Source organism: Pseudomonas sp. FW507-12TSA (assembly GCF_058781435.1).
Window position 1 is genome coordinate 1 of the sequence record NZ_JBYSWT010000045.1, and the last position, 13,075, is coordinate 13,075.

Annotated in this window: 15 protein-coding genes; 10 read left to right on the plus strand and 5 right to left on the minus strand. The window is 63.6% G+C overall.

Going from position 1 to position 13,075, the window contains the following annotated elements; translation table 11 throughout:
- The 3 genes from AC3WK8_RS29875 to AC3WK8_RS29885 all read left to right on the plus strand — a co-directional run.
- Positions 1 to 498 (plus strand): thiolase family protein (locus tag AC3WK8_RS29875; protein WP_492574091.1); only part of this gene is annotated, 498 nt, incomplete at its 5' end.
- Positions 499 to 693: 195 nt separating this feature from the next.
- Positions 694 to 1,710, plus strand: coding sequence for a class I SAM-dependent rRNA methyltransferase (locus AC3WK8_RS29880; RefSeq protein WP_103326365.1), 1,017 nt, complete (start codon positions 694 to 696; stop codon positions 1,708 to 1,710).
- Positions 1,711 to 1,814: 104 nt separating this feature from the next.
- Complete coding sequence (locus AC3WK8_RS29885) at positions 1,815 to 4,733, plus strand: DUF748 domain-containing protein (protein ID WP_103326366.1); 2,919 nt, start codon at positions 1,815 to 1,817, stop codon at positions 4,731 to 4,733.
- Between the two features lie 199 nt (positions 4,734 to 4,932).
- On the opposite strand, the gene AC3WK8_RS29890 is transcribed toward AC3WK8_RS29885, so the two are convergent.
- Positions 4,933 to 5,289 carry a BON domain-containing protein gene (locus tag AC3WK8_RS29890; protein WP_022641055.1) on the minus strand — a complete coding sequence of 119 codons (357 nt, stop codon included), beginning with the start codon at positions 5,287 to 5,289 and terminating at the stop codon, positions 4,933 to 4,935.
- Positions 5,290 to 5,504: 215 nt separating this feature from the next.
- Positions 5,505 to 5,921 carry a pilin gene (locus AC3WK8_RS29895; RefSeq protein ID WP_085597066.1) on the minus strand — a complete coding sequence of 139 codons (417 nt, stop codon included), beginning with the start codon at positions 5,919 to 5,921 and terminating at the stop codon, positions 5,505 to 5,507.
- Between the two features lie 287 nt (positions 5,922 to 6,208).
- Between AC3WK8_RS29895 and AC3WK8_RS29900 the strand changes: the two genes are divergently transcribed.
- From AC3WK8_RS29900 to yacG, 4 genes are read left to right on the plus strand one after another with little or no spacing between them, the layout of a single operon-like run.
- Complete coding sequence (locus AC3WK8_RS29900; protein ID WP_085597065.1) at positions 6,209 to 7,426, plus strand: type II secretion system F family protein; 1,218 nt, start codon at positions 6,209 to 6,211, stop codon at positions 7,424 to 7,426.
- Between the two features lie 2 nt (positions 7,427 to 7,428).
- Entirely contained in the window at positions 7,429 to 8,301 is an 873-nt protein-coding gene (locus AC3WK8_RS29905) for a prepilin peptidase (RefSeq protein WP_103326367.1), read from the plus strand.
- Positions 8,298 to 8,921 (plus strand): dephospho-CoA kinase, encoded by a 624-nt coding sequence (coaE, locus tag AC3WK8_RS29910; RefSeq protein ID WP_085597063.1) that lies wholly within the window; start codon positions 8,298 to 8,300, stop codon positions 8,919 to 8,921. Before AC3WK8_RS29905 ends, coaE begins: the two co-directional genes overlap by 4 nt.
- Positions 8,918 to 9,121, plus strand: a complete 204-nt coding sequence (gene yacG, locus AC3WK8_RS29915) for a DNA gyrase inhibitor YacG (protein WP_103326368.1) — start codon at positions 8,918 to 8,920, stop codon at positions 9,119 to 9,121. The genes coaE and yacG overlap by 4 nt, the downstream gene beginning before the upstream one ends.
- Positions 9,122 to 9,140: 19 nt before the next feature.
- Here the strand turns inward: yacG and AC3WK8_RS29920 are convergent, their stop codons facing one another.
- The 3 genes from AC3WK8_RS29920 to AC3WK8_RS29930 form a co-directional block, all read right to left on the minus strand.
- Positions 9,141 to 9,356 carry a hypothetical protein gene (locus AC3WK8_RS29920; RefSeq protein ID WP_022641062.1) on the minus strand — a complete coding sequence of 72 codons (216 nt, stop codon included), beginning with the start codon at positions 9,354 to 9,356 and terminating at the stop codon, positions 9,141 to 9,143.
- A 63-nt stretch (positions 9,357 to 9,419) separates the two neighbouring features.
- Positions 9,420 to 10,109: an energy-coupling factor ABC transporter permease gene (locus AC3WK8_RS29925; protein ID WP_085597061.1), complete on the minus strand. Its 690-nt coding sequence runs from the start codon at positions 10,107 to 10,109 to the stop codon at positions 9,420 to 9,422.
- Positions 10,106 to 10,573 (minus strand): FAD/FMN-containing dehydrogenase, encoded by a 468-nt coding sequence (locus AC3WK8_RS29930; protein WP_103326369.1) that lies wholly within the window; start codon positions 10,571 to 10,573, stop codon positions 10,106 to 10,108. The genes AC3WK8_RS29925 and AC3WK8_RS29930 overlap by 4 nt, the downstream gene beginning before the upstream one ends.
- Before the next feature lie 150 nt (positions 10,574 to 10,723).
- Here AC3WK8_RS29930 and AC3WK8_RS29935 point away from each other — a divergent pair, with 150 nt between their 5' ends.
- From AC3WK8_RS29935 to AC3WK8_RS29945, 3 genes are all read left to right on the plus strand, one after another.
- Positions 10,724 to 11,353, plus strand: a complete 630-nt coding sequence (locus AC3WK8_RS29935; RefSeq protein ID WP_085597060.1) for a DUF1780 domain-containing protein — start codon at positions 10,724 to 10,726, stop codon at positions 11,351 to 11,353.
- A gap of 189 nt (positions 11,354 to 11,542) precedes the next feature.
- Positions 11,543 to 11,716, plus strand: a complete 174-nt coding sequence (locus tag AC3WK8_RS29940) for a DUF3094 family protein (protein ID WP_022641066.1) — start codon at positions 11,543 to 11,545, stop codon at positions 11,714 to 11,716.
- 60 nt (positions 11,717 to 11,776) lie between these two features.
- Positions 11,777 to 13,075 (plus strand): NAD(P)/FAD-dependent oxidoreductase, encoded by a 1,299-nt coding sequence (locus AC3WK8_RS29945; protein WP_103326370.1) that lies wholly within the window; start codon positions 11,777 to 11,779, stop codon positions 13,073 to 13,075.

Below are 13,075 nucleotides of genomic sequence, written 5' to 3' on the forward strand. Positions count from 1 at the left end.
GCCCTGGCCAAGCTCAAGCCGGCGTTCAAGAAAGACGGCAGCGTCACCGCCGGCAACGCCTCGGCGCTGAACGACGGTGCCGCCGCCGTGATCCTGATGAGCGCCAGCAAGGCGCGGGCCCTGGGCCTGCCGGTACTGGCGAAGATCGCCGCCTACGCCAACGCCGGGGTCGATCCGGCGATCATGGGCATCGGCCCGGTCTCGGCCACCCGCCGCTGCCTGGAGAAGGCCGGCTGGAGCCTGGAGCAACTGGACCTGATCGAAGCCAACGAAGCCTTCGCCGCGCAGTCGCTGTCGGTGGCCAAGGAGCTTGCATGGGACCCAGCCAAGGTCAACGTCAACGGCGGCGCCATCGCCATCGGCCACCCCATCGGCGCGTCGGGCTGCCGGGTGCTGGTGACCCTGCTGCATGAAATGATCAAGCGCGATGCGCACAAGGGCCTGGCGACCCTGTGCATCGGCGGCGGCCAGGGCGTAGCGCTGGCGATCGAGCGCTAACCCGTACATCCCGTACATTTGTAGGAGGCTTGCCCGCGAAACACACGTCGTTACAGCGCAGTGCATCAGGTACAGCGCGTCTTCGTGGACGCTCGATCGCAGGCAAGCCTCGCTCCTACAGCCAAGCGCGCCTCGCCTACAAGCACTGGACGAAGCTGGTAAACTGCCCCGCCCAATCATTCGCAAGGCGCCCGCATGTCTTCCTTGAACCAGGCGCTGCGCGCCGCCCTCGATCATCGCCAGGACCTGCTCGCCGACCTCCACCAGCAAGGCACCGATTGCTATCGCCTGTTCCATGGCAGCCAGGAAGGCGCCGGTGGCCTGACCGTCGACCGCTACGGCCCGCAGCTGCTGGTACAGAGCTTTCACCAACCGCTGGAGCGCGATGCCTTGCTGCAACTGCAGGAAATCGTCGACCAGCGACTGCAACTGTCCACCCTGCTGGTCTACAACGATCGCTCCCAGGGCAACTCGCGCATCGCCCGCGAGGATTCGGTATACCGCGCCGAAGACGCTGCCCTGCAAGACCTGGTCGGGCATGAATGGGGCCTGAACTACCGGGTCCGTGGACGCCACGCCGGGCAGGACCCGCTGCTGTTCCTGGACCTGCGCAATGCCCGGGGCTGGGTCAAGCACCACAGCGCCGGCAAGAGTGTGCTCAACCTCTTCGCCTACACCTGCGGTGTGGGCCTTTGCGCCGCGGCCGGCGGCGCCCGGGAGGTCTGCAACCTGGACTTCGCCGAAGGCAACCTGGCGGTCGGCCGGGAGAACGGCCAGCTCAACCCGCAACTGCCGCCGATGCAATTCGTGCAGTCGGACTACTTCCCGGCGATCCGCCAGCTGGCGGGCCTGCCGATCAGCCAGCGGCGAGGCCAGAAGCTGCCCAGCTATCCGCGCCTGGAACAGCGCCAGTACGACCTGGTACTCCTGGACCCACCAGCCTGGGCCAAGAGCGCCTTCGGCACCGTCGACCTGCTGCGCGACTACCAGAGCCTGCTCAAGCCCGCCCTGCTGGCCACCGCCGAGGATGGAGTGCTGATCTGCTGCAACAACCTGGCCAAGGTCTCGCTGCAGGACTGGCGCGAGCAGGTGCTGCGTTGCGCCGAGAAAGCCGGGCGCCCGGTACGCGACTGCCAGGTGCTGAAACCGGCTGCGGATTTTCCCTCCCAGGACGGCCAGCCACCACTGAAAACCCTGGTCCTGCAACTTTAAGGACAGCTACAAAATCTGAACAATCCTGAAAACAGGGCTGGTCTCGGAACCGTAAACGCGTGCCATACTCCAAGGCACATTTGATTCAAAAGATGAAGCCTCGCATGACCAAAGGATTGATTCGCGCTATCGGCGCCTTGTTGACCGCCCTGGCCCTTTACAGTCTGCTGGGTTTCCTGATCCTGCCAGGCATCGCCCTGCGCGTGGCCAACCAGCAGTTGGCCAACTACTCCACCACGCCGGCCCATATCCAGCGCATCGAACTCAACCCCTTCAGCCTGGAGCTCACCGTCTGGGGCCTGAACATCGGCGAGCCGGGCAAGGAACAGATCGCCTTCGACCGCCTCTACGCCAACCTGCAACTGGACAGCCTGTGGACCCGGGCGCTGCACCTGGCGGATGTGGAGCTGGACCGGCCCAAGACCGAGATCCTGTTCGACAAGGATGGCCAGCTCAACCTGTTGGGCCTGTTCAAGCTGCCCGCCAGCGAGCCGACCCCCAGCGACCCCGAGGCCAAGCCGTTTCCGGTACGCATCGAGCGCATCAAGCTGGCCGGCGGCTACGTGCACTTCCAGGACCTGCGCCCCAGCGAGCCCATCGAGTTCCTCTACGACAAGCTCGAGTTCGAACTGAAGAACCTCAGCACCCTGCCCGACGACAGCGCCGACATGACCCTGGTGGCCACCGGCCCCGAAGGTGGACAGATCGACTGGAGCGGTAACTTCAGCGTGACCCCGCTGACCTCCGAAGGCACCCTGAAGGTCACCGGCGGCAAGATGAAGGCCTGGTGGCCCTACGTCCGCGATGCGGTGCCGCTGGTGCTGGAAGACGGCCTGCTGAACCTCGATACCCACTACAAGTTCAGCCTGGCCAAGGGCACCGAACTGCTACTGGACAACGCCTCGCTCAGCGTCGCTCCATTCGCCATCAAGGCCCCGGATGGCCGACCGCTGGCGCGCCTGGAGCGCCTGGATGTCAGCGAGACCACGGTGGACCTGGCGAAGCAGCAAGTGGTGGTCGGCAAGATCCGCAGCCAGAAGCTCGAGACCTGGGCCGCCCGCGAGGCCGATGGCCAGCTGGACTGGCAGAAGCTGTTCGCCAGCCAACCGCCCAAGCCGGCCACCAAGCATGAACCGGCCACCGCCGAAGCTCCCAAGGAGCCGGCGGCACCGAGCAAGCCCTGGCAGGTACTGCTCAAGGACGTCGAGCTGCGCAACTACCAGGTGCACCTGGCAGACCGCCAGGTCAAGCCGGCAGTGGCACTGGAGGTGGGGCCGCTGAACCTGGACCTGAAGAACTTCGACAGCCTCAACCAGTCGCCCTTCACCCTCAAGCTCGATAGCGGACTGGGCAAGCAAGGCCGGATCAATGCCAGCGGCGAGGTCAACCTCAACCCGATCACCGCCAAGCTCAAGGTCCAGACCAAGGACATCGACCTGCGAGTCGCCCAGTCCTACATTAGCCCCTTCATCCGCCTGGAACTGCGTAGCGGCATGCTCGGCAGCGACCTGGCGGTAGACCTGAAGAAGGTCGAACCACTGGCCTTCAGCATCACCGGCCGGGCCAACGTGGATCAACTGCATACCCTGGATACCCTCAAGACCCGCGACTTCGTTAAGTGGAAGCAGGTGGTGGTCGAAGGCCTGAACTACCAGCACGGCGACAGCTTGAACATCAGCCGCATCAACCTGATGCAGCCCTATGCCCGCTTCATCATCAACGATGACCGCACCACCAACGTCGACGATCTGCTGATCCCGCAACCGGCGAGCAGCTCCGGCAAGTCCACGGCCAAGCCGGCCGCCAGTTCGGGCAAGCCACTGGGCATCCGCATCGGCGAAATCGCCATCAACGATGGCTCGGCCAACTTCGCCGACCTGACCCTGACCCCCAACTTCGCCACCGCCGTGCAGCAACTCAACGGCAGGATCGGTACCATCGACAGCCGCCAGGCCAAGCCGGCGGATGTCGACGTCAAGGGCAAGGTCGACCGCTATGCGCCGGTGACCATCAAGGGCAGCGTCAATCCTTTCGACCCGATGGCGGCCCTGGACATCGCCACCAGCTTCAAGCGGGTCGAGCTGACCACCCTCACCCCCTACTCCGGCAAGTTCGCGGGTTTTCGCATTCGCAAGGGCCGGCTCAACCTCGACCTGCACTACATGATCACCAAGGGCCAGCTCAAGGCCGAGAACAAACTGGTGGTCGAGCAGTTGCAACTGGGGGAAAAAGTCGACAGCCCGGACGCCGTGGATCTGCCGATCCGCCTCGCGGTGGCCCTGCTCAAGGACACCGACGGCAAGATTTCCATCGAACTGCCCATTTCCGGTGATCTGAACAACCCGCAATTCAGCGTCATGCCGATCGTCTGGCAAACCCTGCGCAACCTGGTGCTGCGTGCGGCCCAGGCGCCGTTCAAGTTCATCGGCGGCCTGATCACCGGTGGCGGCTCGGAGGATCTGGGCAGCGTCAGCTTCGCCCCTGGTTCCAGCGAATTGAGCAAGGAATCCGAATCGGCCCTGACCACTTTGGCCAAGGCCCTCAAGGAACGCCCGACCCTGCGCCTGGAGATCGAGGGCACCAGCGCCAAGAGCAGCGATGGTCCGCTGATCGCCGACCAGCGACTGGAGCGCGAATATCAGTACAACTACTACAAGATCCTCCAGCGTCGCGGCGACAAGGTCCCGGCACAGGCATCCTTGTTGAAGGTCCCGGAAGATGAGAAGGCGCCACTGCTGGAGGGTATCTACCGCACCCGCCTGAAGCAGCAGCCGCCAGCAGAATGGAGCCAGCTCAGCCGCGACGAACGCAGCGCCAAGCTGCGCGAGGGCCTGATCCAGTTCTGGAGCGGCAGCGAAGTATTGCTGCGTCAACTGGGCCAGGAGCGGGCCAGCAGCATCAAGGACTTCCTGGTGGACAAGGCCCAGCTGGCCGATGACCGGGTCTACTTCATCGATGCCAACCTGGGCGAAGCCGAAAGCAACGGCAACGTCATCACCCCGATGCACCTGGACAGCGAGTAATCAGGTTTGCGCCGGGCCACGCCCGGCGTCCTTCGCCTAAGCCAGCCAGCAACTTTGAATCCCGCCCAATAGAACAGGCCCCGACACTAGTGCCGGGGCCTGTAATGATCACGTCCTTGTGATCTTCCGCATGAACCCTTGGAAGAGGCAGCTCAAGTACCCGCCGCGTCCTCCACCTGTCCAGGCAGGAGGCTGGGTCTTACTCGGCCTTCAGGCCATCAGCGGAGACTGCCTTCACGCCCTTGATCTTCTTGGTAATTGCCACTGCGGTGGCTTTCTGTGCCTCGGTAATGGCCACGGTGGACGACAGCGAAACTACGCCCTTGTTGGTTTCGACCTTGATATCGGTACCAGGAATGCCTTTCTCGGTGACCAGATCGCTTTTCACTTTGGTGGTGATCCAGGTGTCGGAGGTGGCCTCTTTGGCCTTGGTCACTTCACCAGCGGCCACGACCATCGGCGACTGAGTGCCTTGGGTGGGCTGCGCAAAGGCTGCGTTGGCCATGGTCAGGGTCAGAGCGGTAGCGGTTGCAGCAGCGATAGCGAACTTCTTCATACGAGTAACTCCTGTTTTTCTGGAAAGCCTGCGCCGTGTCCTGGTCACAGGGTTATCAGAGATATTGCAGGGGCTGTGCCAAATTCATAACTGCAAAAATAACCATAAAAATCAATGAGTTACATAAATATGAAAAAATCAGGACCATGCAAAATGCATGATTTCCCCTCTCCCTGCATGCAAGTTGCGAGTTTTACCGGGGAACTGGCCCAGGCTCACGCCTCCTCGGTCTCGCAGCCTTTGGGAGCATAGTCGGCGTCCACCGTGGTGGTGCAGCTCCAACCGGTGGTTGCCGAGCGAATCAGGGTCAGGCTCTTGTCCAGCACCGGGCCCGGGGCGTTGAGGATGGTGCAGCCGATACTGCCCTCTCCGGTGGCGGCCGTGCCGCTGGCGGTCATCCGGCAGTTGGCTGTCTGGGCCGTGCCTCCGACCAGCGCCAGGGTCGGATCGGTGCCCTGGCCCAGCAGGTCCTCGACACCAGCCTTGAGCGCCGAGACCTCCGCCAGCGCGGCGATGACCTTGGCTCGCGCTTGATACTTGGCATACAGCGGCATTGCCACCATGGCGAGTACGCCGATGATCGCTACCACCACCAGCAATTCGATCAGGGTGAAACCAGACTGTCGTTTCATTGGGTCGCCTCCTGGCTTGAACGAAAGTTACAAGAAAGGCCACAAGGGCCATCAGCTTCGAAGCACGCCCCGTGCCAGGGAACAAAACCCATGAAATACATGGCCTGCGCGCTAGGTGGTCCAGCTCTCGAGAAGCAGAAGTCGCATCAACTGACAAATCTGGTCAGCACCTGACGCTACCCGGCAGCTCGCCACGGCTAGGCTTGGCTAGGCGTGGACACGTCCTGCCGCTGGTTCTGCAGCAAGGCGACGTCCGCCTCGACCTCCGTCTGCTCAAGGACCGAACCATGACGGTACAACCTCCCGCCACCAGCACCTATGTCTGGCAGGGCACCGATAACCAGGGCCATGCCCTGCAAGGCGAATTGGTTGCCGCCAGCCGGGCATTGGCCAGGGCCCGCCTGCGCCGACAGGGCATAGTCCCGAGCCGGATCCGGCGCAAGTCCCCCGGCCTGCCGCGCCTGGGACAACGGATCAGGCCCCGGGACATCGCCCTGTTCGCCCGGCAACTGGCGACCTTGTTCCAGGCCGGCGTACCCCTGCTGCAATCCCTGGAAATAATCGCCGAAAGCTTCGGACAGCCATCCATGCGCCAACTGCTGGCCAGCCTCAAGCGCGATATCGAGGCTGGCTCCAGCCTGGCCAGCGCATTGCGCCGGCACCCGCGCCATTTTGACCCGCTGTACTGCAACCTGGTAGAAGCCGGGGAGCAGGCCGGGGCCCTGGATACCCTGCTGGAGCGGGTCGCCAGCTACCAGGAGCAGAGCGAGCGCCTCAAGGCCCGGTTGTACAAGGCCATGGTCTATCCCCTGGCGGTGATCGGAGTGGCGATCATCGTCAGCAGCATCCTGCTGCTCAAGGTCGTCCCGCAGTTCCAGAGCCTGTTCGCCGGCTTCAATGCCGAACTCCCCCTGCTGACCCGTTGGGTCATCGGCCTCTCGCACTTTCTCCAGGATCATGGCGCGAGCCTGCTGGCTGCCAGCCTGGGGCTGGGTTTTGGCGCGCGCCTGGCCTATCGCCGCTCGCCCCGTCTGCGCGATGCCGTGGATATCGTCCTGCTGCGCCTCCCCCTGACCGGCACCTTGTTGAACAAGGCCGCCGTGGCCCGCCTGGCCCGGACCCTGGCCACCACCTTCGCCGCCGGCGTGCCGCTGGTACAGGCCCTGGAATCGGTGGCGGGGGCCAGCGGCAACAGCGTGCATCGCCGGGCAGTGGAGCGGATCCAGGTACAAGTCGCCAGCGGCATGCAATTGAACTTCGCCATGCGCGCCAGCGGCGTCTTCCCGGAAATGGCGATCCAGATGACCGCCATTGGCGAAGAGTCCGGCACCCTCGATCATCTGCTGGAAAAAATCGCCATGCACTATGAGAGCGAGGTGGACGACCTGGTGGACAGCCTGACCAGCCTCATGGAGCCTTTGATCATGGTGCTGCTGGGCAGTATCGTCGGAGCCCTGGTGCTAGCCATGTACCTGCCCATCTTTCAACTCGGTACAGCGATCTGAACATGTCCTTGACTGAAGTCCTGAGCCTTTACCCCCTGGCGTTCGTGCTGGCATCCCTGGTACTGGGGCTGATCGTCGGCAGCTTCCTCAACGTGCTGGCCTGGCGCCTGCCGCGCATGCTCGAGCGCGATTGGCGCGCCCAGGCCCATGAAATCCTGGGGCTGCCCGCGGAGCCCGTGACAGCTCCCTACAACCTGTTGCTCCCCCACTCTCACTGCCCGCATTGCGCACAGCCCGTGCGCCCCTGGCATAACGTCCCCCTGCTCGGCTACCTGTGGCTGGGCGGTCGCTGCGCCCACTGCAAGACCCGGATCAGCGTGCGCTACCCACTGGTCGAGCTGGCGTGTGGACTGCTTTCGGCATTCGTGGCCTGGCATTTCGGCTTCGGCTGGACGGCCGGCCTGCTGTTGCTATTGAGCTGGGGCCTGCTGGGCATGAGCCTGATCGATGCCGAGCACCAATTGCTGCCGGATGTGCTGGTACTGCCCCTGTTATGGCTGGGCTTGATCGTCAACAGCTTCGGCCTGCTGGCGAGCCTGGAGGACGCCCTCTGGGGCGCGGTGGTGGGTTACCTGCTGCTGTGGTCGGTGTTCTGGCTGTTCAAGCTGCTGACTGGCAAGGACGGCATGGGCCATGGCGATTTCAAGCTGCTGGCGATGCTAGGGGCCTGGGGCGGCTGGCAGGTCCTGCCGCTGACCTTGCTGCTGGCCTCCCTGGCCGGGGCACTGATTGGCAGCCTATTGTTGCGCCTGCGCCAGGCCAAGGGCTCGACTCCGATCCCCTTCGGCCCCTTTCTGGCCATTGCCGGCTGGATTGCCTTGCTCTGGGGTGGTCAAATAACCGACTTCTATTTGCAGTTTGTCGGTTTCCAATGACTCGCTCCGTTAACACCCCCTGGATCCTAGGCCTCACCGGCGGGATCGGTAGCGGCAAGAGCGCCGCTGCCCAGCACTTCATCGACCTGGGTATCCATGTGATCGATGCCGATCATGCCGCCCGCTGGGTGGTAGAGCCCGGACGCCCGGCCCTGGAACAGATCGCCCGGCATTTTGGCGAGGGCGTGCTGCAGGCCGACGGCCAACTGGACCGTGCCGCCCTGCGCAAGCTGATCTTCGAGGACCCACAGCAGCGACGCTGGCTGGAGGCCCTGCTGCATCCGCTGATCGCCGAGGAAATCGCCAGCCACCTGGCCCGGGCGCAATCGCCCTATGCCATCCTGGTTTCGCCGTTGCTGGTGGAATCGGGGCAGGCCCGGATGACCCAGCGCATCCTGGTGATCGATGCGCCCCAACAGTTGCAGATCGAACGCACCCTGTTGCGCGACCAGGTCAGCGAACAGCAGGTCCAGGCAATTCTCCAGGCCCAGGCCAGCCGCGAGGAGCGCCTACGAAATGCCGACGACGTACTGGTCAACGACCGCGACCGTGCCTGGTTGCACAGCGAAGTCGAACGCCTGCATCACTTTTATCTAACCTTGCGTGGAGGCCAGCCATGAGCCAACCCTTGACCGTCGAATGCCCGACCTGTGGCGCCCCAGTGGAATGGACCCCGGCCAACGCCAACCGGCCGTTCTGCTCCGATCGTTGCAAACTGATCGACCTTGGAGCCTGGGCCGCAGAGGAGCACAAGATCCCGGTGAGCCCGGACGCCGAGGACGACCTATTCTCCGAAGAACTGCCGCCCCGCGCCCACTGAAGATTCTCTTGAAGGCCGATCAGGGCCGCATGAAGCTGTAGTCCTGATCGTCGTCGAGGTTTTCCGCGAGGAACTGTAACTCATCCGCCAGGTCCTCGATGCTGCGCACATTCTTGCTCTGCTGTACCACCGCGCTGAGCAGCGCCCGCAAGCTCAGCCCGGGCTCAAAGCCCTCCTGCAGGGCGTTTTGCAGACTGTCGCGCACTTCCTGCCGGGCCCACTGATATACACTCATGACCGCACTCCTGGAATTTTTGCCGAGCATGCAGCGCGGCCAGGCGTGCGCAATTGATATGGATCAAGGGCGCGGATCCTCGTCCTTCCAGGGCGCCGAGAGGTAACGGGTGCGGTTGAAGGTCTCCAGCCACTCAGGGCAGAACACCACCAGCGCACTGACCACCATGCCGTTGATGAAGGCCTCGGGAAAGATGATCAGCCACAGGTAGCCGATGAAGTCCTCCAGCCATTCGGGCATGGCGAAACGCTCGTCCAACCACAAGAGGCCCAATCCGCACAGCAGGCACAACAATGCCGAGAGCGCAGCGGCAAAAAACCCCGAACAGAAGATATAGACGAACAGGTTGCGCGGCTGGGCCCGCTCCACCAACCAGGCGCAGGCCTCGGTCACCGCCACCGGCAGCAGCACCAGCAACATCCCGTTGATGCCCAGGGCCGCCAGGTCCTGGCGTCCCAACGCCAGTAGTCCCAACTGCGCGACCAGGCCCCCGACCATGGCCAGGGGCCAATCCAGCAACAAGGTCACCGCAGTCATGCCGATGAAGTGATAGGACACGCCGGTATCGAAATCCCGTCGGACCAGCCACAACAGGAACAGGGCGAAGACCGTGCCGAACAGCAGGTGCTGGCGGCGACTGTCGGTGAACAGCTCGACCCAGGGCGCTCGCCATATGGCCCAGAGCAGCAGCGGCACATACAGCAGCCAGCCCAGGACCAGCGTCTGCGGCGCCAGCAGTGCCGCGCTGATCATGGCCTGGCTTGCTCCAGGGCCGCAGCTAGCTGCTCGGCACTGGCGTACTCATGGCGCTCGACGAGTTGTCCATCCCGCAGTTGCAGCCACAGCACCTTGTCCTCGGTTGCCGGGTAGCGCGGCGCCACTCGCCCCTCACGATCGAGCATCACCCGGTAGGGATAGTCGCGCATGGCCGGTACGGCGAACATCTTGGCGATCAGCGCGGGCATGCGCTGGATATCGGCGACAAAGACGCCACCCCGCTCCTGCAGATAGCCCTTGGGCTGGTCCTTGAGCGCCGCATTCACCAGCTTGGCCGCGTCCATGCTGCGTGCCACCAACAGGATCCGGGCCTGGCCGTCGAGGCTATAGGCCTCGTCGAACTGGTCCAACAGGGTCCAGGGCGCCAGGCGCTCCCCGATCTCGAGGGCCTGGGCCCACAACGGCAACAGGACCAGCAACAGCATTAACCAGCGCTTCACGGCACACTCCTTATCGTTCGATGGGACGCGCAACAGTCTACACCGCCCCTGGGCAGGCTCCAGTGGGCGCGCCCGGCAACGGCCAGGGCCGAGGTGCTTTTTCCGTGCGGCGGGTTCTTAAGGTCACATTTGGGCGCTAAGCTTGAGGGTATGGATGACTCAGATTTCTTGCGCCTGCTAACCATCCAGGCCGAGCAAGCCAATGCTTTCCTGTCCAATGCCCGCAAATGGGAGCGCGAGCGTTGGGTCTGCCAGCGCCTGCTGCAAGGCTTGAATATTCCCTACCGCAATGACGAATTCACCGCTCCCGCGCAAGAGCCGCCGGATGTACTGTTTCGCGAGGCCAGCTTCGAGGTGTTCTTCGTCCTCGACGAGGGGCGTCGGCTCAACGATGAATGGCGCGACGAACTGCAACGCCGGCGCAGCGCGTTTTCCCTGAGCCAATTGGTGCGGCGCGAAGCCAAGCCCAAGCGCATTCCGGCCAGCGAACTGCTGCTGCGGTTGGCGCCGACCTTGCGCAAGAAGGCTCGCAATTATCAGGAGCGCGGAATGAACCTGGGGGAGCTGGACATCATCGCCTTTGCCGCCCTCAAGCGCGAAGTGCTGGACCTCAACAGCCATTTCCCGCCGCCTACCGAATACCTGCGCCAGGGCTGGCGCTCGTTGTCCCTGGTCGGGCCAACCTTCGCCCGGGTGCTGTTCGCCCACCCGGATGCCCCGGAGTTCCTGCGCAGCAACCTGGGGCGCAGCATCGTCTTCGATGTCGGTATCAGTTTGTAAGGCTCGTCAATCCGCCATCGGTGGGCATGGCGCAATCCTCCCCGCAATGGTAAAAAGCGCTCATGCCTGCCGGCCCCGGGGGGCTTGCCATGGATCTCCACATGGCAGCGGTGATGCTCCTTTTCATGCCGGATTACACTGCGCTGTAACATTCCTCCATGTTGCGACGTCTACCCGACGAGGCCTTTTATGAGCAGCCGCCTGAACCCCGACGACCAACGCCATGTCGAAGAATACCTGCACCTGCCCCAGCACCGAGTCGAGCGCCGGCCCTTCAGGCCGTGGATGCTCCTCGTGGTGGTGGTCGTGGTGACCGTGGCCCTCGGCCTGTTGAGCCGTCTTATCAGTTACCTGACGCTATGAGCCGCATCGCGCTCGCTCGGTCGACTGCCCCGATTTCTTTTAGCCTTGCGAGATATCCCCATGAACCATCGTATTGTCATCGTCGGCGGCGGCGCCGGCGGCCTGGAGTTGGCGACCCGCCTGGGTAAGACCCTGGGCAAACGCGGTACGGCCAGCATAACTCTGGTCGACGCCAACCTGACCCATATCTGGAAACCCTTGCTGCACGAAGTGGCTGCCGGATCGCTGAACTCCTCCGCGGACGAACTCAACTACGTTGCCCAAGCAAAATGGAACCACTTCGAGTTCCAGCTGGGCCGCATGAGTGGACTCGACCGCCAGCAGAAAAAAATCCAGCTGGCGGCCACCTATGACGAAGAAGGAGCCGAACTGCTGCCTGCCCGTGAGCTCGGCTACGACACCCTGGTGCTCGCGGTGGGTAGCACCACCAACGACTTCGGCACCCAGGGCGCCGCCCAGCATTGCCTGTTCCTCGACACGCGCAAACAGGCCGAGCGCTTCCACCAGCAACTGCTCAACCACTACTTGCGAGCCCACGCCGGGCAGACCGAGGAACTGGAGCAGATCAGCGTGGCGATCGTCGGCGCCGGCGCCACGGGCGTCGAGTTGGCGGCCGAGCTGCACAACGCCGCCCACGAGCTGGCAGCCTACGGCCTGGACCGGATCCGCCCGGAGAACATGCACATCACTTTGATCGAAGCCGGTCCAAGAGTACTGCCGGCCCTGCCCGAACGCATCAGCGGGCCGGTGCACAAGACCCTGGAGAAACTCGGGGTGCGGGTCATGACCAACGCCTCGGTCAGCGAAGTGACCGCAGAAAGCCTGCTCACCGCCGACGGCCAGGTCATTCCTGCCAGCCTCAAGGTGTGGGCCGCAGGGATCCGCGCCCCGGGCTTCCTCAAGGATATCGACGGCCTGGAGACCAACCGCATCAACCAGCTCCAGGTATTGCCGACCCTGCAGACCACCCGCGATCCGGACATCTTCGCCTTCGGCGATTGCGCCGCCTGCCCGCAACCTGGCAGCGATCGCAACGTTCCACCACGGGCCCAGGCCGCGCACCAGCAAGCGTCATTGCTGGCCAAGTCGTTGAAGCTGCGCCTGGAAAGCAAGGAATTGCCGACCTACAAGTACACCGACTACGGTTCGCTGATCTCGCTCTCGCGCTTCTCCGCGGTGGGCAACCTGATGGGCAACCTCACGGGCAGCGTGATGCTCGAGGGCTGGTTGGCGCGGATGTTCTACATTTCGTTGTATCGCATGCACCAGATGGCCCTGTACGGAATGTTCCGCACGGCGATGATGATGCTTGGGAGTCGGATCGGACGCGGTACGGACCCACGCCTGAAGCTGCACTGA